The organism is Kitasatospora sp. NBC_01539, from assembly GCF_045040525.1.
In the GTDB taxonomy this organism is placed as follows: Bacteria; Actinomycetota; Actinomycetes; order Streptomycetales; family Streptomycetaceae; genus Kitasatospora.
Genome location: NZ_CP109390.1, coordinates 3,954,553 through 3,979,117, shown reverse-complemented (window position 1 = coordinate 3,979,117; position 24,565 = coordinate 3,954,553). Strand labels below are relative to the sequence as shown.

Below are 24,565 nucleotides of genomic sequence, written 5' to 3'. Positions count from 1 at the left end.
GTGGGGTGCGGAAAAGCGTCGGGGCGGTCGCCCGGGAGGTGCTCCCGGGTGACCGCCCCGACGCCGTGCCCTCGGGGACTAGCGGGTCACCACTTGTCCCAGGTGATGTTCCAGCCGCTCATGCCGTTGTCCGCGCGGACCGTCTGGCCGACCGAGTTCTGGACGGTCACCACGTCGCCGACCATCGCGGAGTCGTAGAAGCGTCCGGCCGACGAGCCCGGGGAGCCGTCCTTCGCGGAGGTGTCCTCCAGGCCGATGCAGCCGTGGCTGGTGTTGGTGTGGCCGAAGACACCGGGGGCGTACTTGCCGTGCACGTAGGTGCCGGTGGGGGTGAGGCGCAGGGCGTGCGGCATCTCGACCTTGTAGTCCGGGCCCTCGTGGTTGACCACCGTGGAGGAGTCCATGACGGTCGTCCCCTCCTTCGCCATGACCACCATCGTGCCGTTGAAGGTGTTCTGCGAGGCGGGCGAGGTGGCGCCGGCACTGATCGGGATCGTCGCGTCGGGCTTGCCGTCCTCCTTCACCACCATCTGGTGGCTCTTGGCGTCCGCGACCGCGATGCGGGAGCGCCCGACGGTGAAGGTCTGGTCGCTGTCGACCTCGCCGTAGACACCGGGGGAGGTCTCGACGCTCTTCAGCCGGTAGTGCACGGTCACCTTGGTGTTCGGCGTCCAGAACTTCTCCGGCCGGAAGTCGACCCTGGTGGCGTTGAACCAGTGCGGCTTCACGACGGATCCGTCGGACGTCTCGAACGTGACGGCCTTCTCGATCGAGGCCTTGTCCGTGACCGACTTCTTGAAGTTCAGCGAGACGATCATGCCGACGCCGTACGTCTGGCCGTCGGAGATGTTGTCGTACGGGCTGGCGCCCTTGGTGGGCGTGAGCGTGGTGAAGCTGCTCTCGGTGGTCGTGGCCAGGCCCGCGGCGTCCGCGGCCTGCGCGCTGACCTTGTACTCGGTGGAGACCGAGAGGTTCTCCGTGGGCGTCCAGCCGAGGCCGTCGGCGGAGATCGTGCCGGGCACGGCCTTGCCGTCCTTGCCGGTCACCGTCACGGTGGTGAGCTTGCCGTTGGCCACGGCGACCTTGAGCGCACCCTTCGGCTTCACCTGCGTGGCGCCGTTGGCCGGCTCGACGCTCACCACGGCGGCGGACTTCTTCTGCTCCGCCTTCTTCGGCCCGTCCGTGGACGAACCGCCGCCACCACCGCTGCACGCGGTGGTCAGGGCGAGCGCCCCGCCGAGTACCGCCGCTGCCACAACCCTGCCTGCCGCCCGCTTCACTGCCCACTCCTTCGCCGACTTCCCCCCGTTAGACGCTCGGGCGGGCCCGGCAGTTTCGTATCGGGGGCGAATCATCCGGTCACGAATCGACAACGGGTCGACCGCCACTCCCGGCGACCGTCCGGTCGTGTGCCGACCGGCCGGGAGCGGCGGGCACGGGCAGGGGGCCCGCCACGACGGTGGCGAGCCCCCTTGGTACTGCTCGTCGTGCTCTGGTGGCGGCCGGGTGGCCGCCGGCGGACCCGAAGGGGTCCCGAGCGATCAGATCATCGGAGGATGGTCAGACAGCGGAGACGTTCTCCGCCTGCGGACCCTTCGGGCCCTGCGTGACGTCGAAGGTGACCGCCTGGTTCTCCTCCAGCGAGCGGAAGCCGTTCGCGTTGATGGCGGAGTAGTGGACGAAGACGTCGGGGCCGCCACCCTCCTGGGCGATGAAGCCGAAGCCCTTCTCAGCGTTGAACCACTTGACGGTTCCCTGAGCCATGCCGTTCTCCTTGCGAGGGACGTATTGGAGGCCACACCGCGTGACCGCCGGTCCGCTGCGCTGATCGCCCTGCCTCCGGTCCGGGCCCGGAGTTTTTCGCACAGTGCCCAATCAATACTCAATTGATGCTGCGACTGCTGAAAAACTACAAAAAGCCTGCGGTTACATGCTCCGCAGGCTTCAAGTACTGCAAGGGGAATCAAACTGCAACTGAGGGAGACGGTAGCACGCGAGGGCGGCCCCGACCAGGGGTGACCGGAGGGCCGCACCGGTGTGTCGCACGCCTGGTGTCGGTGCCCCGGCAGGGCAGGCATACGCTGCCGGGGAGAGTACGAACGGCAGAGGGAGCACGCGGTGACGGGTCGGGATGCGAGCAGCTCGGTGGCAGTGAGGCCCCGGGTCGGACATATTCAGTTCCTCAACTGTCTGCCCCTCTACTGGGGCCTTGCCCGGACCGGCAACCTCCTCGACCTCGACCTCACCAAGGACACCCCGGAGAAGCTCAGCGACCAGCTCGTCGCTGGCCTGCTCGACATCGGCCCGATCACCTGCGTCGAGTACCTGCGGCACGCCGAGGAGCTCGTCCTGCTCCCCGACATCGCGGTCGGCAGCGACGGCCCGGTGATGTCCTGCGTCATCGTCAGCAAGGTGCCGCTCGCCGAACTCGACGGCCGGCCCGTGGCACTCGGCTCCACCAGCCGCACCTCCGTCCGCCTCGCCCGCCTCCTCCTGGAGGAGCGCGTGGGCGTCCGGCCGGAGTACTTCTCCTGCCCGCCCGACCTCGACGCGATGCTGGAGCACGCCGACGCCGCCGTGCTCATCGGGGACCCGGCCCTCCGCGCCTCCCTCGAACAGGCCCCCGACCAGGGCCTCGACGTGCACGACCTCGGCGCGCTGTGGAAGGAGTGGACGGGCCTCCCCTTCGTCTTCGCCGTCTGGGCCGCCCGCCGCGACTACGCCGCGCAGCACCCCGGGACGGTCGCCGCCGTGCACCGCGCCTTCCTGGAGTCCCGCGACCTCTCCCTCGACGAGGCCGCGAAGGTCGCCGAACAGGCCGCCCGCTGGGAGTCCTTCGACGCACCGCTCCTGGAGCGCTACTTCACCGAGGCGCTCGACTACTCGCTCGGCAGGCGCCAGCTCGCCGGCATCGCGGAGTTCGCCCGCCGGGTCGCCCACGACACGGGCTTCACCCCGGACGTCGCCTTTCGCCTCCTGGAGCCGGTCCCCGCCGTCGGCTGACCGCCGCCGACCGACCGCCGCCGACCGACCGCTGCCGACCGACCGCTGCCGACCGGCCGCCGCCCGCGGTGCGCCCGCGCGCCGAAGCACCGCGCCGCGGCATCACCACCCGGGCGTCGCCGACGGGTAGTACTGTCCCGCGCGGGGGCGCGGAGCCGGGCCCCGGTGCGGGAGGCGGGGCGATGGAACCACTGGGCGGGTCGGATCCGGCACGGATCGGCGCCTACCTGCTGCTGCGCCGGCTCGGCGCGGGCGGCATGGGACGCGTCTACCTCGGGCGCACCGCAGGCGGCCGGACGGTCGCCGTGAAGGTCGTCCGCGGCGAACTCGCCGACGACGGAGAGTTCCGGGCGAGGTTCCGCCAGGAGGTGGCCGCCGCCCGGCTGGTCGGCGGACGCTGGACCGCCCCCGTACTCGACGCCGACACCGAGGGCGAACGGCCCTGGGTGGCCTCCGGCTACGTCGCCGGGCCCTCCCTCGACGCCGCCGTCCGCCGCCACGGCCCGCTGCCCGTCCCGGTCGTGCACACGCTCGGCGCGGCCCTCGCCGAGGCGCTCCAGCAGGTGCACGGCCTCGGCCTGGTGCACCGCGACGTCAAGCCGTCGAACGTGCTGCTGGCCCTCGACGGGCCGCGCCTCATCGACTTCGGCATCGCCCGCGCCCTCGACGCCGCCACCGCGCTCACCCGCTCCGGCTACGTGGTCGGCTCGCCCGGCTACCTCTCGCCCGAACAGGCCGCCGGCGAGCAGGCGGGCCCGGCCGGCGACGTCTTCTCGCTCGGAGCGGTGCTGGCCTTCGCCGCCACCGGCACCGCCCCCTTCGGCGAGGGCGTCAGCGCCGCCGTGCTGCTCTACCGCGTGCTCCACGAGGAGCCCGACCTCGCCGGGCTCTCCGGCCCGCTGCGCGCGGCCGTCGCGGCCTGCCTGTCCAAGGACCCGGCGGCCCGGCCCGGCCCGGCCGAGCTGCGGGCGCTGCTGGCGCCCGGCGCCGTGCCGCCCGCCACGGGGGAGTGGCTGCCGCCGGCCGTCTCCGCGGCGGTGGCGCGCAGCGCCGTGGAGCTCCTGGACCTGGAGGCGCACGGCGCCGCCCCGTACGGCCCGCCGCCGGGCGCACCCGGACCCGCCCCGTACGGCCCGGCGGCCGGTGCGCCGCAGCAGTGGGACCGCTCGCCCACCGAGGTCGAGCGGCCGGCAACCCCGCCGGCCCCTCCCCTCCCCGCCGCCCCTCCCGTCCACGCCGCGCCGTCCGCCCGGATCGCGTCGTCCCCGCCGGCCGCCGGGCCCTCCCGCTCCCGGCGGGGCGTCCTCGCCGCCGTCCTCGCCGCCGCCGTCCTGGCGGCGGGCGGCGCGCTGTGGTGGACGTCCCCCTGGGACCGCGACGACGCCGCCCGGAGCCAGGACGGTGCGAGCCCCGGCGCATCCTCCCCGGCCGCGCCCGGCACGTCGGGGCCGGCCACGCCGTCCGCCGGCCCGTCCGGCAGCGGCGCGTCCTCCCCGGGCGCCCCCACCGGCGGCGACGCGCTCCCGGCGGCGTACCTCGGCACCTGGCGGGGCACCATCACGACCCGGATCATCCCGCTGCCCAGCACCTTCGAGGTGGAGTTCACGGCCGGCCGGGTCGGCCGGAAGGTCGGCACGACCTCCAACACCTCCGCCACCGACGGCACCGTGTGCCGCGGCGAACTGACGCTGCTCTCGGTCGGACCGGAGAGCATCGAACTGCAGGAGAAGGCCGTGGGCACCGATCCCGGCTGCACCGGGGTCCCCGAGAAGCAGTCCTACCGGCTGTCGTCCTCGCGCACGCTGCACCTGCAGGTCAGCGAGGCGCCGCTGGGCTCGGACCCGTCCGGCGACCTCGCCAAGCAGGGGTGACCGGCCGCTCCGAGCAGGGGTGACCGGCCGCGGAAACCGGCTGGCGTAGGCTGGTTCGGTCATGCCGGCCGAGCGCCTCACCTCCGGCCGAGGCGACCCGACGTTGGACAGAAAGAAGGCCCGCCAGGTGTCCGAGCAGACCCTCCCCCCGGCGTCGCCCGGCGGCGCCCCCGCCGCCGACCTGCAGGCCGTCCTCGACCGTGCGGCCGCCGGCGGCCGGATCACCCCCGGGGAGGCGCTGGAGCTGTACCGCTCCGCGCCGCTGCACGCGCTGGGCTCCGCCGCCGACGCGGTGCGCCGCCGCCGCTACGCGGGCGTCGAGCACATCGCGACGTACATCATCGAGCGGAACATCAACTACACGAACGTCTGCGTGACGGCGTGCAAGTTCTGCGCGTTCTACGTGGCGCCGAAGAGCGACAAGGGCTGGTCGCGCGACCTCGACGAGATCCTGCGCCGCTGCGCGGAGACCGTCGAGCTGGGCGGCACCCAGATCATGTTCCAGGGCGGGCACCACCCCGACTACGGCGTCGAGTACTACGAGCGGGCGTTCTCCGCGATCAAGGCGGAGTTCCCGCAGCTGGTGATCCACTCGCTGGGCGCCTCCGAGGTCGAGCACATGGCGCGGATCTCCGGCGTGACGATCGAGGAGGCCATCTCCCGCATCCACGCGGCCGGCCTGGACTCCTTCGCCGGCGCCGGCGCCGAACTCCTGCCGGAGCGGCCCCGCAAGGCCATCGCCCCGCTCAAGGAGTCGGGCGAGCGCTGGCTGGAGATCATGGAGGCCGCGCACGGCCTCGGCGTGGAGTCCACCTCCACCATGCTCATGGGCACCGGCGAGACCAACGCCGAGCGGATCGAGCACCTCCGGATGATCCGCGACGTGCAGGACCGCACCGGCGGCTTCCGCGCGTTCATCCCGTACACGTACCAGCCGCAGAACAACCACCTCAAGGGCTCCACCCAGGCCACCGTCTTCGAGTACCTGCGCATGATCGCCATCGCGCGGCTCTTCCTCGACAACATCGCCCACATCCAGGGCTCCTGGCTGACCACCGGCAAGGAGGCCGGCCAGCTCTCCCTGCACTACGGCGCCGACGACCTCGGCTCGGTCATGCTGGAGGAGAACGTCGTCTCCGCCGCCGGGGCCAAGCACCGCTCCAACCTCACCGAGCTGATCCACCTGATCCGTGCGGCCGGCCGCACCCCCGCACAGCGCGCCACCACCTACGAGCACCTGCGCGTCCTCGACGACCCGGCGAACGACCCGGTCGACCCGCGCGTCGCCTCGCACATCGCCTCCACCGCCATCGAGGGCGGCACCGCGCACCCGGAGCTGAAGATCCTCTCGGCGACCTGATCCGACGACCCGATGCTGACGCTGCACCGCGCCGCCCTGCTGCTCGCGGACCCGGCCGCCCTGCCGCTGCCCGACGGCGCGGTGCTCGTCGACGGCGGCCGGGTGGCCGCGCTGGGCCCGTACGCCGGGCTCGCCGACAGCGGCGCACGCGTCCGGGAGTGGCCGGGCATCCTCACCCCCGGCCTGCTCAACCCCGCCGCCGGGTGGCTGCTCGAACACCGCTACCACCCCGACCCGCGGGACGGCCTCGGCGAGGCACCGCTCGCCCGGGACGTACCGGACGCTCAACGGGGCGGCTCCGCCCGGCGCGGACTCCAGCGCATGCTCGCACACGGCACGACCGCCGTCGCCGGGCCGTTCACCCACCCCGCGGTGCGGACCGCCGTCACCCGCTCCGGGCTCTCCGTGCTGCCGGGCGACGGGGCCGAGGGCGGGCTCGACCCGCTCGCCGGCCGTACCCTCGCCGCCGCCGTGCACCGTCCGCTGACCGTCGGCGGCCCCGCCGACCTGGCCGTCTTCGCCGCCGCCTCGGTCGCGGCCCTGGAGGCGTCCGGCGCGTCCTGCTGCCTGGCGACCGTCCTCGCCGGACGGCTGCAGTACCGGCGCCGCTGAGCCCGCCGCCGAGCCCGCCGAGGGCCCGCCGGGCACGCGCCGCCGCGCACGCCCGCACAAACCCCTCACCTCCCGCCGTGACCTGAGGCACCGCCAGCGGCTACGATCCCGGACAGCCACTCAGACGCGAGTCTGAGGCGGCCCCCTCACCACCGGGCCCACACCGGGGCCCGTGTCCGGCAGCCAGGACAGGAACGATGCCACCCGCCACCGCTCCCCTCCCGCCCGCCAAGCGGCTGGGCCGAGGCTGGTACCTCGCGGCGGTGCTCAGTGCCGTGCTGGCCCTCGGCATGTGCCTGCTCGGCTGGCGCCAGGCCGACCAGGCCGACCGGATCACCGCCAACCCCGTCCGCGTCGAGGGCACCGTCACCCAGCTCCCCGGCGGCAGCGGCAGCTACAGCCAGGTCGGCTACACCGCGGAGGGCCGCCGCCTCACCGCCGTCGACCTGTGGCTGCCGCACGGCGCCGCGGTCGGCGACCCCGTCTGCCTGGAGCACGCCGCCGACGACCCGGGCGCCGTCCGCGTCTGCGGCAAGCGCTACCCGCAGCCCGTCGGCATCACCCTGGCCCGGATCAGCGTGCCCGTCGCCCTGCTCTGCCTCGTGCTCTGCCTGGCCCGCATCGTCCGCCACCGCCGCAGCCGTCCCGCCGGCACCGGCCGCACCCGGGTGCGCACGACGATGGTGCTGGCCGCCGAGGGCATGCCCGCGCTCACCCACGGCAAGCGCTCCCGGCGCCGACGCAAGGGCGGCCGGCGCGCCCTGCGGTGACACCGTTCCGCCGCGAAGGAAGCGCGCTGCGGCGGCGCGCGGCGCCCCGACACGCACCCGTCTCCCACGCCGTCGCACCCAGGGTGAACAATGGGGGCGTGACCCGAGCCTCTCTCGACAAGCAGCCCCACGAAGTCGCCGCCATGTTCGACGACGTCGCGGAGAAGTACGACCGCACCAACGACGTGCTCTCCCTCGGCCAGGCACGCGCCTGGCGGCGGGCGGTGGCCGACGCGGTCGGCGCCGAGCCGGGCCAGCTGATCCTCGACCTGGGGGCCGGCACCGGCACCTCCTCGCTGCCGTTCGCGGAGGCCGGGGCCAAGGTCGTGCCCTGCGACTTCTCCATCGGCATGCTCGCCGAGGGCAAGCGCCGCCACCCGGAGCTGGCGCTCACGGCCGGCGACGCGACCCGCCTGCCGTTCGCCGACGGCACCTTCGACGCCGTCACCATCTCCTTCGCGCTGCGCAACGTGCAGGACACCGACGAGGCCCTCGCCGAGATGCAGCGGGTGACCAGGCCCGGCGGCAAGATCGTCATCTGCGAGTTCTCCACCCCCACCTGGACTCCCTTCCGCACGGTCTACACCGAGTACCTGATGCGCGCCCTGCCGCCGGTCGCCTCCGCGGTCAGCAGCAACCCGGACGCCTACGTCTACCTCGCCGAGTCGATCCGCTCCTGGCCCGACCAGCCCGAGCTCGCGACGAAGCTGCAGCAGGCCGGCTGGACGAAGGTGGCCTGGCGCAACCTCACCGGCGGCATCGTCGCGCTGCACCGGGGCTTCAAGGCGTAGGTCCAGGACCCGGCCGGGTGTCCGGCCGCACCCGGCGGCACCCTCCCCGGGTGCTCCTCCGGCGCGTGAGCGCTGGCTAGACTCGTCCACGCCCAGCCGTCCGCAGTGCAGGAGTGTGCCCCGTGTCCGAGACCGCAGCCGACCCGAGCGGCACCGTCGAGAGCACCGCCGACGTCATCGTCGTCGGCGCCGGCCCCGCGGGCTCCACCACGGCGTACTACCTGGCGCAGGCCGGGCTGGACGTGCTGCTGCTGGAGAAGACCGAGTTCCCGCGGGAGAAGATCTGCGGCGACGGCCTCACCCCGCGCGCCACCAAGCAGCTCGTCGACATGGGCATCGACGTCTCCACCGACAACGGCTGGCTCCACAACAAGGGCCTGCGGATCATCGGCGGCGGCGTCCGCCTGGAGCTCGACTGGCCCGAGCTGTCGGCGTTCCCCGACTACGGCCTCGTCCGCAAGCGCGCGGACTTCGACGAGCTGCTCGCCCGTCAGGCCGTCAAGGCCGGCGCCCGGCTGTACGAGGCCTGCAACGTCAGCGGGCCCGTGCTCGACGAGCGCACCGGCCGGATCACCGGCGTCACCGCGAAGCTCGGCGAGGAGAAGCGCGCCGTCGAGTTCCGCGCGCCGCTGGTCGTCGCCGCCGACGGCAACTCCACCCGGCTCTCCGTCGCCATGGGCCTGCACCGCAGGGAGGACCGCCCGATGGGCGTCGCCTACCGCACGTACTTCACCTCGCCCCGCCACGACGACGACTACCTCGAATCGTGGCTGGAGCTGTGGGACACCCGCGGCGGCGAGCGGAAGCTGCTGCCCGGCTACGGCTGGATCTTCGGCATGGGCGACGGCACCTCCAACGTCGGCCTCGGCATCCTCGACTCCTCGCCGGCCTTCGGCGACCTCAACTGGCGCGAGGTGCTGAAGAGCTGGTGCGCCTCCATGCCCGAGGAGTGGGGCTACACGCCCGACAACATGACCGTCCCGATCCGCGGCGCCGCCCTCCCGATGGCGTTCAACCGCCAGCCGCACTACACCCGCGGCCTGCTGCTCGTCGGCGACGCGGGAGGCATGGTCAACCCGTTCAACGGCGAGGGCATCGCCTACGCCATGGAGTCCGGCCAGATCGCCGCCGGCGTCGTCGTCCAGGCCCTCGCCCGCATCACCGACCACGGCCGCGAGCGCGCCCTGCACCGCTACCCGCAGATCCTCAAGGACGTCTACGGCGGCTACTACACGCTCGGGCGCGGCTTCGTGAAGCTGCTCGGCAACCCGAAGATCATGCAGATGGCCGCCGAACGCGGCCTCACCCACCCGGTGCTGATGAAGTTCGTCCTCAAGCTGCTCGCCAACCTGACCGACCCCCAGGGCGGCGACGCGACGGACCGCATCATCAACGGCCTGACCAAGGTCGCCCCCCGCGCTTGAGCGGTCAAGGCCGGGCCGCTCGTCGGGAAGTCGAGCGGCTCGGCTCGTGACGTGCGGCCGTCACACGTTGACGATCTTCACCTTCGGTGAGCCGGTGAGCTCCTCGGCAGCCTTGCACAGAGCCGGGATGTGGGACTTGTCAGAGGTGACGAGTAGGACCGGGGGAGTGCAGAGTGCGGCCGTTGCCACCACGAGTGCGTCCACGAGGCATTCGTGCCCGTCGAGGCCCGAGGCGTCCAGCAGCTTCGCTGCGGCGTCTGTCACCGCGTCGTTGACCGGTTTCACGTCGAACCGGGACGGTAGGAACCGGAGCCGCTTGGCGGCTTCTCCTGTTCGGCGCACCTCCAAGGGTGTCAGCGCGGACAGAGCCACGCGTCGGCCGCTCTGCTGAGCGACTTCGATGCGCGCGCGCATCCCCTCGTCACCGTCGACGTGCAGTGAAAGTCCTTGGGCGTCCAGGACGAGCGTGCCCTCGCTCTTTGCCTTGATCTTGAGGCGCTTGCTTACCACTCCTGCTCCGCCTGCCGCCGTGCTTCAGCGGAGACGAGGCCGAACGCCTTGCGGTCGGCGGCCACGACCTCGCGGAGCTTCTGTGCGGCGAGCCATTCCTCCAGTGCTTCGGCCACGACGGAGGAGAACCCGCTCTTGCCGGTGCGTTCCTCCACTTCCTTGATCAGTGACTGGGCGAGCGACACGGATCTCTTGCCGGCCCGCTCGGCGGCCTGGGGTGCGACGTGACTGCTCATATCCAAAACGTAGCACCGCCGGTAGGAAATTTCCCGTCCGATGGATACCTCGGTGGAACCAAGGTCGCGCCGAACGCCTGACGGCCCGTCCCCGCCCGCCGCTCCGCGGCCCCCCGGAACTCCGCCGGGAGGGCCGCTGGACAGCGCCGACGGCTGCGCCCGACAATCGCCCCATGGCGTCAGCAGAGTTCGGCACAGAGGTGGCCAGGCCGTCCGAGGCCGACCGCGAGCGGGCGCTCGGAGCGCTCCGCGACGGTGTCGGCACCGGACGCCTCTCCCACGACACGTTCATGCGGCGGATGGAGCTCGTGCTCGTCGCCCGCACCCGCGCGGAGATCCAGGACGCCCTGACCGGCCTGCCGAGCGGCGGACCGCTCGGCAGGCTGCTGCTGCGCGCCGTCGGCGGCGTCTCGGCGTTCAACGTCCGGCTGCGGCGCACCTGGCAGAACCAGCAGCTGCCCGAACTCGGCCTGCCGCAGCCCGGCCCCGCCCCGCTCCGGATCGGCCGCAGCCACGGCTGCGGGCTGCGGCTGTCCGACTCCACCGTCTCCCGCGTGCACGCCGAACTCCGCCACCGGGACGGCGCCTGGGAGCTGCACGACCTGGGCTCGTCCAACGGCACGTACGTCAACGGACGCCGGGTGACCGGGCCCGTCCGGGTGGGGCCCGGCGACCAGGTCGGCTTCGGCAGCACGTCGTTCCGCCTCAGCGGGCGCTGAGCAGGGCCTCCCAGCGGCGCTCCCCGTCGTGCACGCGGTCCGTCGGGTGCAGGCCCGCCGCGGCGGCCACCCGCTCCGACGCCCGGTGCTCCGGGTGGACGTGCGCGACCACGAGCTCCGCACCGGCCCCCGCGAGGGCGCCGACCAGTGCCGTCGCCGCCTCCGCGGCCAGCCCGCGGCCCTGCCAGGGCGTGCCCACCACCCACGCCACCTCCGCGGTGCGGCCGCCGTCGGTGACGGTGGCCTGCACGTAGCCGGCGAGCCGCCCGTCGGCGCGCAGCCGCAGCACGCGGTTGACCCAGCCGACGGCCGGGTCGGGCGAGCCCGCGGCGAGCCGCGCGTACCGGGCGCGGAGCTCCTCGACACCGTACGGCGTGCCGCCGGTGAACGCGTACAGCGCCGGGTCGGCCAGCACGGCGGCCATCTCCTCGGCGTGCGCGGGCCCCAGGGGCGGCAGTTCCAGCCGGGGCGTGGGGGCGACGGTCAGCAGCACGGTGCGCTCACGGCTCCCGGTGGGCGGCCAGCGACCGCTCCTCGATGGCGGCGAGCCGCCGGGCGAAGACCCCGGCCGCGTCGGGGGTGAGGGTGCGCAGTGCCACCAGGGCGGACACCACGACGTCGCACAGCTCCTTCTCGACCTCGTCCCAGCCGTTGGTGACCCCCTTGCGCGGGTTCTGCCCGGTCGCGCCGATCACCGCCTGGGCGACCTCGCCGACCTCCTCGGAGAGCTTGAGGACGCGCAACAGCCGCTCCTCGCCCGGCGGCAGGGCGCTCGCCCCGTCCAGCCAGCCGACCAGCCGGTCGATGCTGTCCCAGCTGCTGCTCTCCATACGGGCGGCTCCTGTGCGGTGGTGGCGGGGCTCCCACCGTACGGGAGGCGCGTCGCCGCGCGGGAGGGCGCGGGCGCCGAGGGGGCGCCGGGAAAGGCGATTGATCGACCCGGGCCCGGTGCGCGAGGATGGCCCGCCGGCACTGCGCCGGCGGATCCGTCCGACGGCGTACGGGACTCCACCACCCGCCACCCCGGAGGATCCGCATGCGTGCCGCCCCGCAGTCCGTCCGCGACCTGCCCGTCCTCGCCGTCGCGGTGGTGTGGGGGTCGAGTTTCCTCGCCGTGAAGCAGGTCGCCGACCCGGGCACGGTGGTGGCGGTGCTGGTGCTGCGGTTCGCCCTGGTGCTGCCGCTGCTCGGGGTGGCCGCATGGCGCCCGCTGCGCGGGCTGAGCGCCCGGGAGTGGCGCGGCGGGGCGCTGCTGGGGCTCGTCCTGGCGGGCATCTTCCTGCTGGAGACGTACGGCGCGGTGCACACCTCGGCGACCAACGCGGGCCTGATCATCAGCCTCACCATGGTCTTCACGCCGCTCGCGGAGAGCGTGCTGCGGCGCACCGCGCCGTCGCGGGTGTTCCTCGCCGCGGCGGGGCTCTCGGTGCTCGGCGTCGCGCTGCTGACCGGCGGCGGCGGCCTGGAGGCGCCGGGGCTCGGCGACCTGCTGGTGCTGGGTGCCGCCGTGGTGCGGACGGTGAACGTGCTGGCGATGGCGCGCAGCCGGGCCGTGGCCGACACCGACGTGCTGGCGCTGACCTGGGTGCAGCTCGCGACGGCGACCGCGGTCTTCGCGGCCGTCGCGCCCTTCGCGGGGCCGTCCCCGCTGGCGGTCGCGGCGTCCTTCGGCCCGGCGCAGTGGGGGTATCTGCTCCACCTGTCGCTGCTGTGCACGCTGTTCGCGTTCTTCGTGCAGATGTGGGCGGTGCGGTCGACGTCGCCGTCGCGGGTGAGCCTGCTGCTGGGCACCGAGCCGCTGTGGGCGGCGGTGTTCGGGGTGACCCTGGCCGGCGACCACCTGGGCGTGGCGGGGGTGCTCGGCGCGCTGTGCGTGCTGGCGGGCACCGAGTGGGGCCGCCGCTCGGCCTCGGACGTCGTGCCGGCGGCGGGCGTTGCGCCGGCCTCGGACGTCGTGCCGGCGGCGGGCGTCGCGCTGCCTGAGGACGGGGACGACCGGGGCCACGGTCACGACGTCCCGGTCGACGGGCGGCGCCGCGAGGCGGTGGCGGGCGGCCGCGGTGCGGATCGGCGGGCCGGTCGCGCCCGTTGAGCGGTGCGCGCCCCGCCGCGTGACCGCGCCCGTCGCGGCCCTGCCGAACGCGTCGTGTCCGGCGGGCTGTCCGGCGGGCTTTTCCGGCCGTGCCGCGGGCCCGCCGGAGAGCCGCTTCGTGCGCTTGTGAAGGAAAGGTCAATCGGGCGCCGCAGCCCCACCCCCGGGAGGGTGAGTGGCTATATCACGTCAACTGGATCATGCCGAAATTTGCGTTCGCCGCTGCATGATTGATATAGCCGCAAGGCTCTGACCAGTCGCTTCACCGGCGAATGAGACTGTTTGTGACCATTCGCGCTCTATGGGTGCTTGAGGTGCGACTCCGACCGCTTGGTGGGCGTTTGCGAGGTGGCGCAGATCACAAAGATCGTTCAGAACCGCGTGTCGCAGATCACAAGCCGACAGGCATAGGATGCGGGCGATCCGGGCTTTGTGAACTGCCTCACATGGAGGTGATCTCACGAAGTGGATCACGGGTTCACCGCAGTGTGACCTGGTAGTTCCTATCTGCAGTCAAGGACGACTGGACGGAGGGAGCGGGGGCTATGAATGCCTACGCGCCGATCCTCGTACTCGGTGCCATCGCGGCGGCGTTCGCGGTCGGCTCCGTCGTGATGGCCTCACTGACCGGCCCGAAGCGCTACAACCGGGCCAAGTTGGAGGCGTACGAGTGCGGTATCGAGCCGACCCCGCAGCCGGTGGGCGGCGGGCGGTTCCCGATCAAGTACTACCTGACGGCGATGCTCTTCATCGTCTTCGACATCGAGATCGTCTTCCTCTACCCGTGGGCGGTCAGCTTCGACGCCCTGGGGATCTTCGGGCTGGTCGAGATGCTCCTGTTCATCGCCACCGTCTTCGTCGCGTACGCCTATGTCTGGCGTCGCGGCGGTCTGGAGTGGGACTGACCGCTGACTTTGTGAACGGGCGGACAAGCCACCGGACTTGAGGGCATTGAGAGGGATCTGATGGGTATCGAGGAGAAGCTGCCGAGCGGCTTTCTGCTCACCAGCGTGGAGGCCGCCGCTGGGTGGGTGCGGAAGGCGTCGGTCTTCCCCGCCACCTTCGGTCTGGCCTGCTGCGCGATCGAGATGATGACGACCGGCGCCGGCCGCTACGACCTGGCCCGGTTCGGCATGGAGGTGTTCCGCGGCTCGCCGCGGCAGGCCGACCTGATGATCGTCGCCGGACGCGTCAGCCAGAAGATGGCGCCGGTGCTGCGGCAGGTCTACGACCAGATGCCGAACCCGAAGTGGGTCATCTCGATGGGCGTCTGCGCCTCCTCGGGGGGCATGTTCAACAACTACGCGATCGTCCAGGGCGTCGACCACATCGTGCCCGTCGACATCTACCTGCCGGGCTGCCCGCCCCGCCCGGAGATGCTGCTGGACGCGATCATCAAGCTCCACGACAAGATCCAGCACGAGAAGCTCGGCGTGAACCGCCGCCGCGAGGAGGAGCAGGCCGAGGAGTTCGCCCTGCAGGCCACCCCGGTCAGCGAGATGCGGGGTCTGCTGCGATGAGCGAGCCCGGCACCACCCCGCCCGGCGGCACCCCCGAGACCGTGCCCGCCACCCGCAAGGAGATCCCGGTCGAGGTCGTCGGCCGCCGCCAGGGCATGTTCGGCGCCCAGGGCACCGGCGACACCTCCGGCTTCGGCGGCCTCGCCCGCCCGATCGTCCTGCCCCCCGCGAGCACCCGCCCGTACGGCGGCTGGTTCGACGAGGTCGCCGACGAACTGGAGGGCGCCCTGGAGGAGCAGGGCCTCGACCCGGCGGAGGTCATCGAGAAGACCGTCGTCGACCGCGGCGAACTCTCCTTCTCCGTGGCCCGCGAGCACCTCCTGCAGACCGCCCGCACCCTGCGCGACGACCCGGCGCTCCGCTTCGAGCTCTGCCTCGGCGTGAGCGGCGTCCACTACCCGGCCGACACCGGCCGCGAACTGCACGCCGTCTACCACCTGCGCTCGATCACCCACAACCGGCTGATCCGCGTCGAGGTCACCGCGCCGGACGCCGACCCGCACGTGCCGTCCGTCGTCAGCGTGTACCCCACCAACGACTGGCACGAGCGCGAGGCCTACGACTTCTTCGGCCTCGTCTTCGACGGCCACCCCGCCCTCACCCGGATCATGATGCCCGACGACTGGCTGGGCCACCCGCAGCGCAAGGACTACCCGCTCGGTGGCATCCCCGTCGAGTACAAGGGCGCCCAGATCCCGGCGCCCGACCAGCGGAGGTCGTACAGCTGATGAGCACTCAACACTTCGAAGAGGCCGGCGCCCGCGACACCACCGAAGGGCGCGTCTTCACCGTCACCGGCGGCGACTGGGGCGAGGTCGTCGACGCCGTCGCCCGCGCCGACGACGAGCGGATCATCGTCAACATGGGCCCGCAGCACCCGTCCACGCACGGCGTGCTCCGGCTCATCCTGGAGATCGACGGCGAGACGGTCACCGAGGCCCGCTGCGGCATCGGCTACCTGCACACCGGCATCGAGAAGAACATGGAGTTCCGGAACTGGGTCCAGGGCACCACCTTCGTGACCCGCATGGACTACCTGACGCCGCTGTTCAACGAGACCGCCTACTGCCTCGCCGTCGAGAAGCTCCTCGGCATCACCGACGACGTACCCGAGCGCGCGAGCGTCGTCCGCGTTCTCATGATGGAGCTCAACCGCATCTCCTCGCACCTCGTGGCGCTCGCCACCGGCGGCATGGAGATCGGCTCCACCACCCTGATGATCTACGGCTTCCGCGACCGCGAGCTGATCCTCGACGTCTTCGAACTCGTCACCGGCCTGCGGATGAACCACGCGTACATCCGCCCCGGCGGCCTCGCCCAGGACCTGCCGCCCGGCGCCGTCGACCAGATCCGCGAAGCGGTCAAGCTCTTCCGCTCCCGCATGCACGAGTACGACAAACTCGCCACCACCAACCCGGTGTTCAAGGCCCGGCTGGTCGACGTCGGCCACCTCGACCTGGCGGGCTGCCTCGCCCTCGGCGCCACCGGCCCGATCCTGCGCGCCACCGGCCTGCCGCACGACCTCCGCAAGTCCGACCCGTACTGCGGGTACGAGAACTACGACTTCGAGGTCGCCACCGCCGACACCGCCGACTCCTACGGGCGTTTCATCATCCGCCTGGAGGAGATGAAGGAGTCGCTGCGGATCGTCGAGCAGTGCCTCGACCGGCTCGCCCCCGGCCCGGTCATGGTCGGCGACAAGAAGATCGCCTGGCCCGCCCAGCTCTCCGTCGGCCCCGACGGCATGGGCAACTCCCTCGACCACATCCGGAAGATCATGGGCACCTCCATGGAGGCCCTGATCCACCACTTCAAGCTGGTCACCGAGGGCTTCCGGGTGCCCGTCGGCCAGGCCTACGCGGCCGTCGAGTCGGCCAAGGGCGAACTCGGGGTGCACGTGGTCAGCGACGGAGGCACCCGGCCCTACCGGGTGCACTTCCGCGACCCCTCGTTCACCAACCTGCAGACGATGGCGGCGATGTGCGAGGGCGGCCAGGTCGCCGACGTCATCGTCGCAGTGGCCGGGATCGACCCGGTGATGGGAGGCGTGGACCGGTGACCAACGTCGAACTCGGGCTGCCGGCACTGCCGGCCAAGCCCTACCCCGCGGAGGTGCACCAGCGCCTCGCCGCCGACGCCGCGGAACTCGTCGGCCGCTACCCGCAGGCCCGCTCCGCACTGCTCCCGCTCCTGCACCTCGTGCAGGCCGAGGACGGCTGCGTCACGCCGACCGGCATCCGGTTCTGCGCCGAGCAGCTCGACCTCACCACCGCCGAGGTCACCGCCGTCGCCACCTTCTACACGATGTACCGCCGCCGGCCCGCCGGCGACTACCACGTGGGCGTCTGCACCAACACCCTGTGCGCCGTCCTCGGCGGCGACCAGATCTTCGACGAGCTCAAGCAGCACCTCGGCGTCGACAACAACGAGACCACCGGCGACGGCGCGATCTCCATCGAGCACATCGAGTGCAACGCGGCCTGCGACTACGCCCCCGTGGTGATGGTCAACTGGGAGTTCTTCGACAACCAGACGCCCGACAGCGCCCGCAAGCTCGTCGACGACCTGCGGGCCGGCCGCGAGGTCAGCCCCACCCGCGGCGCCAAGCTCTGCTCGTTCAAGGAGACCTCCCGCATCCTCGCCGGCTTCGCCGACGCCCGCCCCGGCGCCGTCGACGAGTCCGGCGCCGGCGGGGACCCCTCCCTCGCCGGCCTCCGCCTCGCCAAGGGCGAGGCCCTGCCCGGCACCCCGGGCGCCAAGGTGGTCGCCCCCCGGCACGAAGGGACCGAAGCGTGATGACCTCCGCCGAACCGGCCGAGAAGCTCCTGACGCCGGTCCTCTCCGCATCCTGGGACGACGACCGGCCCTGGACCCTCGACACGTACCTCCGCCACGACGGCTACGCCGGCCTGCGCGCCGCCCTCGCCATGCCGCCCGACGACGTCATCGCGCTCGTCAAGGACTCCGGTCTCCGCGGCCGCGGCGGCGCAGGCTTCCCCACCGGCATGAAGTGGCAGTTCATCCCGCAGAACGACGGCAAGCCGCACTACCTCGTCGTCAACGCCGACGAGTCCGAGCCGGGCACCTGCAAGGACATCCCGCTGCTCTTCGCCAACCCGCACAGCCTGATCGAAGGCATGATCATCGCGTCGTACGCGATCCGCTGCAACCACGCCTTCATCTACCTGCGCGGCGAGGTCGTGCCCGTGCTGCGGCGCCTCCAGGCCGCCGTCGCCGAGGCCTACGAGGCCGGCTACCTCGGCAAGGACGTCCTCGGCTCCGGCACCGACCTCGACATCACCGTGCACGTCGGCGCCGGCGCGTACATCTGCGGTGAGGAGACCGCCCTCCTCGACTCCCTGGAGGGCCGCCGCGGCCAGCCCCGGCTGCGCCCGCCGTTCCCCGCCATCGCCGGCCTGTACGCCTGCCCGACCGTCGTCAACAACGTCGAGTCGATCGCGTCCGTGCCGCCGATCCTCAGCCGCGGCAAGGAGTGGTTCAAGGGCCTCGGCAGCGAGAAGTCACCCGGCTTCACGCTCTACTCGCTCTCCGGCCACGTCACCAACCCCGGCCAGTACGAGGCGCCGCTCGGCATCACCCTGCGCCAGCTCCTCGACATCACCGGCGGCGTCCGCGCCGGCCACCGGCTCAAGTTCTGGACCCCGGGCGGCTCGTCCACCCCGATGTTCACCGACGCCCACCTCGACGTGCCCCTCGACTACGAGGGCGTCGCCGCCGCCGGCTCCATGCTCGGCACCAAGGCCCTCCAGGTCTTCGACGAGACCACCTGCGTGGTCCGCGCCGTCACCCGGTGGACCGAGTTCTACGCCCACGAGTCGTGCGGCAAGTGCACCCCCTGCCGCGAGGGCACCTACTGGCTCGTCCAGCTCCTCAAGCGGATCGAGGCCGGCCAGGGCCACGAGGGCGACCTGGAGAAGCTCCTCGACATCGCCGACAACATCAACGGCAAGTCGTTCTGCGCGCTCGGCGACGGCGCCGCCAGCCCCATCGTCTCCTCGCTCCAGTACTTCCGCGAGGAGTACGAGCAGCACATCACCGAGCGCCGCTGCCCGCTCGACCCGGCCGCCTCCACCGTCTGGGCCGGCCGGGCCGCCACCCACGAGTCCGCCACCGAGAGGGAGGTGCACGCGTGACCGTCACCGAGACAAGCACCGACCTCGTCACGCTCACCATCGACGGCGTCGAGGTCACGGTGCCCAAGGGCACCCTGGTCATCCGCGCCGCCGAGCAGATCGGCACCCAGATCCCGCGCTTCTGCGACCACCCGCTGCTCGACCCCGCCGGCGCCTGCCGCCAGTGCATCGTCGAGATCGAGGGCCAGCGCAAGCCGGTCGCGTCGTGCACGATCCCGGTCGCCGACGGCATGGTGGTGCGCACCCACCTCAGCTCGCCGGTCGCCGAGAAGGCCCAACGCGGCGTCATGGAGCTGCTGCTGATCAACCACCCGCTCGACTGTCCGGTCTGCGACAAGGGCGGCGAATGCCCCCTGCAGAACCAGGCCATGGCGACCGGCGACGCCGACACCCGCTTCGACGGCATGAAGCGCACCTACGCCAAGCCCGTGCCGATCTCCGCCCAGGTGCTGCTCGACCGCGAGCGCTGCGTGCTCTGCGCCCGCTGCACCCGCTTCTCCCAGCAGATCGCCGGCGACCCCTTCATCGACCTCGTCGAACGCGGCGCCCTCCAGCAGGTCGGCACCGGCGAGGGCGACGACTTCCACTCGTACTTCTCCGGCAACACCATCCAGATCTGCCCGGTCGGCGCCCTCACCTCGGCCGCCTACCGCTTCCGCTCCCGCCCGTTCGACCTCGTCTCCTCCCCGAGCGTCTGCGAGCACTGCTCCTCCGGCTGCTCGCTGCGCACCGACCACCGCCGCGGCAAGGTCATGCGCCGCCTCGCCGGCGATGAGCCGGAGGTCAACGAGGAGTGGAGCTGCGACAAGGGCCGGTTCGCGTTCCGCTACGCCCAGCAGCGCGACCGCCTCGGCACCCCGCTCGTCCGCGACCCCGCCAGCGGTGAACTCGTCGCCGCCTCCTGGCCCGAGGCCCTCGCCCGGGCCGCCGAGGGGCTGCGCGGCGCCCGCACGGGCGTCCTCGCGGGCGGCCGCACCACCGTCGAGGACGCCTACGCGTACGGCAAGTTCGCCCGCGTCGTGCTCGGCACCAACGACGTCGACTTCCGGGCCCGCCCGCACAGCGGCGAGGAGGCCGACTTCCTGGCCGCCGCCGTCGCCGGGCACGGCGTCGACCTCGACGGCACCGGCGTCTCCTACACCGCACTGGAGGACGCCCCCGCCGTCCTCCTCGCCGGGCTGGAGCCCGAGGAGGAGTCGCCGATCGTCTTCCTGCGCCTGCGCAAGGCCGTCCGCGCCAGGGGCCAGCGGGTGTACGCGATCGCCACCCACGCCACCCGCGGCCTGACCAAGCTGCGCGGGGCCCTGCTGCCCGCCGCCCCCGGCACCGAGGCCGAGTGGCTGACCGCGCTGGCCGGCGACGATGTGCTCGCCGACGACGCCGGCCGGGCCGCCGACGCGCTCCGCTCGCCCGGCTCGGTGATCCTCGTCGGCGAGCGGCTCGCCGCCGTCACCGGTGGCCTCACCGCGGCCCTGAAGCTCGCCCACGCGACCGGCGCGACGCTCGCCTGGATCCCCCGCAGGGCCGGCGAGCGCGGCGCCGTCGAGGCCGGCGCGCTGCCCGGGCTGCTGCCCGGCGGCCGCCCGGTGACGGTGCTCGCCGCCCGCGCCGAGGCCGCCGCCGTCTGGGGCGTGCCCGGCCTGCCGTCCCGGCTCGGCCGCGACACCGACCAGATCCTGGCCGCCACCGCCGGCGGCGAGCTCGACGCGCTGCTCGTCGGCGGTGTCGGGCTCGACGACCTGCCGGACCCGGCGCTCGCCGACGAGGCGCTGACCCGCGCCGCGTTCGTCGTCTCCCTGGAGCTGCGGCCGTCCCTCGTCACCGCGCACGCCGACGTGGTGCTGCCGGTCGCCGCGGTCGCCGAGAAGGCCGGCACCTTCCTCGACTGGGAGGGCCGGGCCCGGATGTTCGAGCCGGCGCTCAAGCCCGACCAGCTGATGCAGCGCCGGCTGCACTCCGACGTGCGGGTGCTGAACATGCTGGCCGACGCGCTCGGCACGCCGCTCGGCCTGCCGGACGTCCGCGCCGCCCGCCTGGAGCTCGACCGCCTCACCCCCTGGACGGGCGACCGCACGGCCGCCCCCTCCACGCATCCCGCCCCGCTGCCCCGCCCGGCCACCGGCCAGGCCGTGCTCGCCGGCCACCGGATGCTGCTCGACCACGGCTCCCTCCAGGACGGCGACACCCACCTCGCCGCCACCCGGCACCCCGTCGTCGCCCGGCTCTCGCCGACCACGGCCGCCGAGATCGGCGCGGGCACGGCCCTGCGGGTCACCGGCCCGGCCGGCTCCGTGGTGCTGCCGCTGGAGGTCACCGACGGACTGCCCGACCGCACCGTCTGGCTGCCCCTCAACTCCACCCCGGGCGGCGCCCAGCGCACGCTCGGCACCACCGTCGGCCACCTGGTCACCATCGCCCCGGCACAGGAGGCGTGATGCACACTCTCGCTGCCTACGAGACCCTCGGCTTCTTCGGCCGCGACCCCTGGTGGCTGGTGCTGCTGAAGGCGGTCTTCTGCTTCGCCTTCCTGGTCGGCACCGTGCTGATCGCGATCGTGTGGGAGCGCAAGGTCGTCGCCTGGATGCAGCTGCGCATCGGCCCGAACCGGCACGGTCCCTGGGGCCTGCTGCAGTCGCTCGCCGACGGCATCAAGCTGGCCCTCAAGGAGGACCTGGTCGTCACCGGGGCCGACAAGGTGGTCTACGTCCTGGCGCCGATCGTCGCGGCGATCCCCGCGTTCATGGCCTTCGCGGTGATCCCGTTCGGCCCGGCCGACAACGAGGTGTCGATCTTCGGCACCCGCACCCCGCTGCAGCTCACCGACCTGCCGATCGCCCTGCTGTACATCCTGGCGACCGCCTCCGTCGGCATCTACGGCATCGTGCTGGCCGGCTGGTCGTCCGGGTCGACGTACCCGCTGCTCGGCGGCATCCGCTCCTCCGCCCAGATGATCAGCTACGAGATCGCGATGGGCCTGTCGTTCGCGGCGGTGTTCATCTACTCCGGCTCGATGTCGACCTCGGAGATCGTCGCCTCGCAGCAGCCCACGTGGTTCGCGGTGCTGCTGCCGGTGTCGTTCATCGTCTACGTCATCGCGATGGTCGGCGAGACCAACCGGGCGCCGTTCGACCTCCCGGAGGCCGAGGGCGAGCTGGTCGGCGGCTTCAACACCGAGTACTCCTCGCTGAAGTTCGCGATGTTCATGCTGGCCGAGTACGTCAACATGGTCACCGTCTCCGCCGTCGCGTCCACGCTCTTCCTCGGCGGCTGGCGCGCCCCCTGGCCGATCTCGACCTTCTGGGAGGGCGCCAACCACGGCTGGTGGCCGATGCTGTGGATCGTCCTGAAGATCCAGCTGCTGCTGTTCTTCTTCATCTGGCTGCGCGGCACGCTGCCCCGCCTGCGCTACGACCAGTTCATGAAGCTCGGGTGGAAGGTCCTCATCCCGGTCTCGCTGGTGTGGCTGGTGATGGTGGCCAGCGTCCGGGCGCTGCGCAACGAGGGCTACGACTTCGCCAACGTGGTGCTGTACGTGGGCGCCCCGATCGCCGCGGTGCTGCTGCTGGCCCTGGTCTGGGACCTCGTGCGGCGCAAGCCCGCCGCCGAACAGCCCGCCGAACCCGCCGCGTTCGACCCGATGGCGGGCGGCTACCCGGTGCCGCCGCTGCCCGGCCAGGAACTGCCGCCGGTGCCCCGCCGGCGCAGTCGCGCCCCGCAACTCCAGGACGCCCTCAACGGGGCCGACCATTCCGAAGGGAGCTGAGCCGGTATGCCGTCCGACGACACGGACAAGCCCTCGATCCTCGGCCCGGCCGCCGGCTTCGGCGTGACCTTCAAGGCCATGTTCAAGAAGCGGCTCACCGAGCAGTACCCGGAGCAGAAGAAGGACACCGCTCCCCGCTTCCACGGCCGCCACCAGCTGAACCGGCACCCCGACGGCCTGGAGAAGTGCGTCGGCTGCGAGCTGTGCGCCTGGGCCTGCCCGGCCGACGCCATCTACGTCGAGGGCGCCGACAACCACGACGACGAGCGGTACTCGCCCGGCGAGCGGTACGGCGCCGTCTACCAGATCAACTACGCCCGCTGCATCCTGTGCGGCCTGTGCATCGAGGCCTGCCCGACGCGGGCGCTCACCATGACCAACGAGTACGAGCTGGCCGACTCCTCCCGGGCCGACCTGATCTTCACCAAGGAGCAGCTGCTCGTCGGGCTCACCGAGGGGATGGTCGACAGTCCGCACGCCATCCACCCCGGCACCGACGAGCAGGCCTACTACCGGGGCGAGATCACTGCGGCGGCGCCCGGCACGGTGCAGCAGGAGCGGCACCAGCACGAGAAGGAGGCGCAGTCATGACCTCCACCGGAGAGGCCGTCCAGTTCTGGATCCTCGCGGTGATCGCCGTCGGCGGTGCGCTCGGCATGCTGCTGATGAAGAAGGCGGTGCACAGCGCACTCTGCCTCGCCGCGACGATGCTGGCGCTGGCGGTCTGCTACCTGGCGCAGGGCGCGGTGTTCCTGGGCGTGGTGCAGATCGTCGTCTACACCGGCGCGATCATGATGCTCTTCCTGTTCGTCGTGATGCTGGTCGGCGTCACGAGCGCCGACTCGCTGAAGGAGCAGCTGAAGGGCCAGCGGCTCGCCGCGGTGCTCTGCGGGCTGGGCTTCGGCGTGGTGCTCGTCGCCGGCCTCGCCAACGCGAAGCTGAAGGACTTCACCGGCCTCTCGGAGGCCAACGCCGAGGGCAACGTGCAGGGCCTGGCCCGGCTCATCTTCACCAAGTACGTCTGGGCGTTCGAGGTGACCGGCGCGCTGCTGATCACCGCGGCGATCGGCGCCATGGTGCTCACCCACCGCGAGCACGTGAAGGCCCCGAAGACCCAGCGTGAGCTGGCCGCGCAGCGCGTCCGCGACAACATCCAGGTGCCGCCGATGCCCGCCCCCGGCGTGTACGCCCGGCACAACGCGGTCGACGTGCCGGGCCTGCTGCCCGACGGCACGGTCGCCGAGGACTCGGTGATGGCCACCCTGCGCGAGCGCGGCCAGATCCGCGACGTCAGCCAGGAGATGCTCCGGCGGATGGCCGAGCTGGAGGAGGCCACCGCCGACCGGCTCGGCCGCGCCCCCTCGTCCCGCCCGACGCCCCCCGAGCCGCGCAAGGCTCTGGAGACCGTCCCGAAGAAGGAGGAGGGCGAGGCGTGAACCCGGTCAACTACCTTTATCTCTCCGCCCTGTTGTTCACCATCGGCGCGTCCGGTGTGCTCGTCCGGCGGAACGCCATCGTGCTGTTCATGTGCGTGGAGCTGATGCTCAACGCCTCGAACCTCGCCCTGGTCACCTTCTCCCGGATGCACGGCAACCTGGACGGCCAGATCATCGCCTTCTTCACCATGGTGGTCGCGGCGGCCGAGGTCGTGGTCGGCCTCGCCATCATCGTGAGCATCTTCCGGACCAGGCACACCGCCTCGGTCGACGACAGCAACCTGATGAAGCTGTAGGCGGAGGG

General features: G+C 72.5%; 25 protein-coding genes and 1 pseudogene. 20 read left to right on the top strand and 6 right to left on the bottom strand.

Going from position 1 to position 24,565, the window contains the following annotated elements; all coding sequences use genetic code 11:
* Window positions 1-86: 86 nt before the first annotated feature.
* Together OG335_RS16980 and OG335_RS16975 are read right to left on the bottom strand one after the other, a co-directional pair.
* Window positions 87-1,280 (bottom strand): Ig-like domain-containing protein, encoded by a 1,194-nt coding sequence (locus OG335_RS16980; RefSeq protein WP_405011967.1) that lies wholly within the window; start codon window positions 1,278-1,280, stop codon window positions 87-89.
* A gap of 280 nt (window positions 1,281-1,560) precedes the next feature.
* The gene (locus OG335_RS16975) at window positions 1,561-1,764 is read right to left on the bottom strand and encodes a cold-shock protein (protein WP_405011966.1); all 204 of its coding nucleotides are present in this window, start codon (window positions 1,762-1,764) and stop codon (window positions 1,561-1,563) included.
* A 381-nt stretch (window positions 1,765-2,145) separates the two neighbouring features.
* Between OG335_RS16975 and OG335_RS16970 the strand changes: the two genes are divergently transcribed.
* The 7 genes from OG335_RS16970 to OG335_RS16940 all read left to right on the top strand — a co-directional run bounded on the left by OG335_RS16970 (window position 2,146) and on the right by OG335_RS16940 (window position 9,831).
* The gene (locus OG335_RS16970; protein ID WP_405011965.1) at window positions 2,146-3,003 is read left to right on the top strand and encodes a menaquinone biosynthetic enzyme MqnA/MqnD family protein; all 858 of its coding nucleotides are present in this window, start codon (window positions 2,146-2,148) and stop codon (window positions 3,001-3,003) included.
* 182 nt (window positions 3,004-3,185) lie between these two features.
* Entirely contained in the window at window positions 3,186-4,874 is a 1,689-nt protein-coding gene (locus tag OG335_RS16965; protein ID WP_405011964.1) for a serine/threonine-protein kinase, read from the top strand.
* A gap of 127 nt (window positions 4,875-5,001) precedes the next feature.
* On the top strand, window positions 5,002-6,234 hold the full coding sequence (gene mqnC, locus OG335_RS16960; protein ID WP_405011963.1) for a cyclic dehypoxanthinyl futalosine synthase: 1,233 nt from the start codon (window positions 5,002-5,004) through the stop codon (window positions 6,232-6,234).
* 12 nt (window positions 6,235-6,246) lie between these two features.
* Entirely contained in the window at window positions 6,247-6,846 is a 600-nt protein-coding gene (locus tag OG335_RS16955) for a hypothetical protein (protein WP_405011962.1), read from the top strand.
* A 197-nt stretch (window positions 6,847-7,043) separates the two neighbouring features.
* Entirely contained in the window at window positions 7,044-7,616 is a 573-nt protein-coding gene (locus tag OG335_RS16950) for a hypothetical protein (RefSeq protein WP_405011961.1), read from the top strand.
* A 98-nt stretch (window positions 7,617-7,714) separates the two neighbouring features.
* The gene (locus OG335_RS16945) at window positions 7,715-8,407 is read left to right on the top strand and encodes a demethylmenaquinone methyltransferase (RefSeq protein ID WP_405011960.1); all 693 of its coding nucleotides are present in this window, start codon (window positions 7,715-7,717) and stop codon (window positions 8,405-8,407) included.
* A 122-nt stretch (window positions 8,408-8,529) separates the two neighbouring features.
* A complete protein-coding gene (locus OG335_RS16940; RefSeq protein WP_405011959.1) occupies window positions 8,530-9,831 on the top strand; it encodes a geranylgeranyl reductase family protein in 1,302 nt (433 codons plus the stop codon).
* Window positions 9,832-9,891: 60 nt separating this feature from the next.
* On the opposite strand, the gene OG335_RS16935 is transcribed toward OG335_RS16940, so the two are convergent.
* Window positions 9,892-10,341 (bottom strand): DNA-binding protein, encoded by a 450-nt coding sequence (locus OG335_RS16935; protein ID WP_405011958.1) that lies wholly within the window; start codon window positions 10,339-10,341, stop codon window positions 9,892-9,894.
* Window positions 10,335-10,577: a hypothetical protein gene (locus tag OG335_RS16930; protein WP_405011957.1), complete on the bottom strand. Its 243-nt coding sequence runs from the start codon at window positions 10,575-10,577 to the stop codon at window positions 10,335-10,337. Before OG335_RS16930 ends, OG335_RS16935 begins: the two co-directional genes overlap by 7 nt.
* Before the next feature lie 173 nt (window positions 10,578-10,750).
* Between OG335_RS16930 and OG335_RS16925 the strand changes: the two genes are divergently transcribed.
* Window positions 10,751-11,296, top strand: a complete 546-nt coding sequence (locus OG335_RS16925) for a DUF1707 and FHA domain-containing protein (protein WP_405011956.1) — start codon at window positions 10,751-10,753, stop codon at window positions 11,294-11,296.
* On the opposite strand, the gene OG335_RS16920 is transcribed toward OG335_RS16925, so the two are convergent.
* Window positions 11,283-11,789: a GNAT family N-acetyltransferase gene (locus OG335_RS16920; protein ID WP_405011955.1), complete on the bottom strand. Its 507-nt coding sequence runs from the start codon at window positions 11,787-11,789 to the stop codon at window positions 11,283-11,285. The genes OG335_RS16925 and OG335_RS16920 overlap by 14 nt on opposite strands.
* Before the next feature lie 7 nt (window positions 11,790-11,796).
* Window positions 11,797-12,126 carry a MazG-like family protein gene (locus OG335_RS16915; RefSeq protein WP_405011954.1) on the bottom strand — a complete coding sequence of 110 codons (330 nt, stop codon included), beginning with the start codon at window positions 12,124-12,126 and terminating at the stop codon, window positions 11,797-11,799.
* Between the two features lie 206 nt (window positions 12,127-12,332).
* Here OG335_RS16915 and OG335_RS16910 point away from each other — a divergent pair.
* The 12 genes and pseudogenes from OG335_RS16910 to nuoK form a co-directional block, all read left to right on the top strand.
* A pseudogene (locus tag OG335_RS16910) lies at window positions 12,333-13,205 on the top strand (DMT family transporter); the annotation flags it as partial.
* A 728-nt stretch (window positions 13,206-13,933) separates the two neighbouring features.
* The gene (locus tag OG335_RS16905) at window positions 13,934-14,293 is read left to right on the top strand and encodes an NADH-quinone oxidoreductase subunit A (RefSeq protein ID WP_014137597.1); all 360 of its coding nucleotides are present in this window, start codon (window positions 13,934-13,936) and stop codon (window positions 14,291-14,293) included.
* A 60-nt stretch (window positions 14,294-14,353) separates the two neighbouring features.
* Window positions 14,354-14,908 carry a NuoB/complex I 20 kDa subunit family protein gene (locus OG335_RS16900; RefSeq protein ID WP_405011953.1) on the top strand — a complete coding sequence of 185 codons (555 nt, stop codon included), beginning with the start codon at window positions 14,354-14,356 and terminating at the stop codon, window positions 14,906-14,908.
* A complete protein-coding gene (locus tag OG335_RS16895) occupies window positions 14,905-15,636 on the top strand; it encodes an NADH-quinone oxidoreductase subunit C (RefSeq protein ID WP_405011952.1) in 732 nt (243 codons plus the stop codon). Before OG335_RS16900 ends, OG335_RS16895 begins: the two co-directional genes overlap by 4 nt.
* The gene (locus OG335_RS16890) at window positions 15,636-16,967 is read left to right on the top strand and encodes an NADH-quinone oxidoreductase subunit D (RefSeq protein ID WP_405011951.1); all 1,332 of its coding nucleotides are present in this window, start codon (window positions 15,636-15,638) and stop codon (window positions 16,965-16,967) included. Before OG335_RS16895 ends, OG335_RS16890 begins: the two co-directional genes overlap by 1 nt.
* A complete protein-coding gene (gene nuoE, locus OG335_RS16885) occupies window positions 16,964-17,704 on the top strand; it encodes an NADH-quinone oxidoreductase subunit NuoE (RefSeq protein WP_405011950.1) in 741 nt (246 codons plus the stop codon). Before OG335_RS16890 ends, nuoE begins: the two co-directional genes overlap by 4 nt.
* Window positions 17,704-19,062: an NADH-quinone oxidoreductase subunit NuoF gene (nuoF, locus tag OG335_RS16880; protein WP_405011949.1), complete on the top strand. Its 1,359-nt coding sequence runs from the start codon at window positions 17,704-17,706 to the stop codon at window positions 19,060-19,062. Before nuoE ends, nuoF begins: the two co-directional genes overlap by 1 nt.
* Window positions 19,059-21,497 (top strand): NADH-quinone oxidoreductase subunit G, encoded by a 2,439-nt coding sequence (locus tag OG335_RS16875; RefSeq protein ID WP_405011948.1) that lies wholly within the window; start codon window positions 19,059-19,061, stop codon window positions 21,495-21,497. The genes nuoF and OG335_RS16875 overlap by 4 nt, the downstream gene beginning before the upstream one ends.
* Window positions 21,497-22,825, top strand: coding sequence for an NADH-quinone oxidoreductase subunit NuoH (gene nuoH, locus OG335_RS16870; RefSeq protein ID WP_405011947.1), 1,329 nt, complete (start codon window positions 21,497-21,499; stop codon window positions 22,823-22,825). Before OG335_RS16875 ends, nuoH begins: the two co-directional genes overlap by 1 nt.
* Window positions 22,826-22,831: 6 nt before the next feature.
* Window positions 22,832-23,416, top strand: coding sequence for an NADH-quinone oxidoreductase subunit NuoI (nuoI, locus tag OG335_RS16865; protein ID WP_405011946.1), 585 nt, complete (start codon window positions 22,832-22,834; stop codon window positions 23,414-23,416).
* Entirely contained in the window at window positions 23,413-24,261 is an 849-nt protein-coding gene (locus OG335_RS16860; protein ID WP_405011945.1) for an NADH-quinone oxidoreductase subunit J, read from the top strand. The genes nuoI and OG335_RS16860 overlap by 4 nt, the downstream gene beginning before the upstream one ends.
* Entirely contained in the window at window positions 24,258-24,557 is a 300-nt protein-coding gene (gene nuoK / locus OG335_RS16855; RefSeq protein WP_405011944.1) for an NADH-quinone oxidoreductase subunit NuoK, read from the top strand. Before OG335_RS16860 ends, nuoK begins: the two co-directional genes overlap by 4 nt.
* Window positions 24,558-24,565 lie beyond the last annotated feature (8 nt).

What these genes read in the sequence shown, in the direction of transcription:
- nuoH (WP_405011947.1), top strand. Translation starts at nt 21,497, where the DNA reads ATGCACACTCTCGCTGCCTACGAGACCCTCGGCTTCTTCGGCCGCGAC.
- OG335_RS16950 (WP_405011961.1), top strand. Translation starts at nt 7,044, where the DNA reads ATGCCACCCGCCACCGCTCCCCTCCCGCCCGCCAAGCGGCTGGGCCGA.
- OG335_RS16895 (WP_405011952.1), top strand. Translation starts at nt 14,905, where the DNA reads ATGAGCGAGCCCGGCACCACCCCGCCCGGCGGCACCCCCGAGACCGTG.
- OG335_RS16955 (WP_405011962.1), top strand. Translation starts at nt 6,247, where the DNA reads ATGCTGACGCTGCACCGCGCCGCCCTGCTGCTCGCGGACCCGGCCGCC.
- OG335_RS16930 (WP_405011957.1), bottom strand. Translation starts at nt 10,577, where the DNA reads ATGAGCAGTCACGTCGCACCCCAGGCCGCCGAGCGGGCCGGCAAGAGA.
- OG335_RS16860 (WP_405011945.1), top strand. Translation starts at nt 23,413, where the DNA reads ATGACCTCCACCGGAGAGGCCGTCCAGTTCTGGATCCTCGCGGTGATC.
- OG335_RS16890 (WP_405011951.1), top strand. Translation starts at nt 15,636, where the DNA reads ATGAGCACTCAACACTTCGAAGAGGCCGGCGCCCGCGACACCACCGAA.
- OG335_RS16925 (WP_405011956.1), top strand. Translation starts at nt 10,751, where the DNA reads ATGGCGTCAGCAGAGTTCGGCACAGAGGTGGCCAGGCCGTCCGAGGCC.
- OG335_RS16900 (WP_405011953.1), top strand. Translation starts at nt 14,354, where the DNA reads ATGGGTATCGAGGAGAAGCTGCCGAGCGGCTTTCTGCTCACCAGCGTG.
- OG335_RS16975 (WP_405011966.1), bottom strand. Translation starts at nt 1,764, where the DNA reads ATGGCTCAGGGAACCGTCAAGTGGTTCAACGCTGAGAAGGGCTTCGGC.
- OG335_RS16915 (WP_405011954.1), bottom strand. Translation starts at nt 12,126, where the DNA reads ATGGAGAGCAGCAGCTGGGACAGCATCGACCGGCTGGTCGGCTGGCTG.
- OG335_RS16965 (WP_405011964.1), top strand. Translation starts at nt 3,186, where the DNA reads ATGGAACCACTGGGCGGGTCGGATCCGGCACGGATCGGCGCCTACCTG.
- nuoI (WP_405011946.1), top strand. Translation starts at nt 22,832, where the DNA reads ATGCCGTCCGACGACACGGACAAGCCCTCGATCCTCGGCCCGGCCGCC.
- OG335_RS16905 (WP_014137597.1), top strand. Translation starts at nt 13,934, where the DNA reads ATGAATGCCTACGCGCCGATCCTCGTACTCGGTGCCATCGCGGCGGCG.
- nuoF (WP_405011949.1), top strand. Translation starts at nt 17,704, where the DNA reads ATGACCTCCGCCGAACCGGCCGAGAAGCTCCTGACGCCGGTCCTCTCC.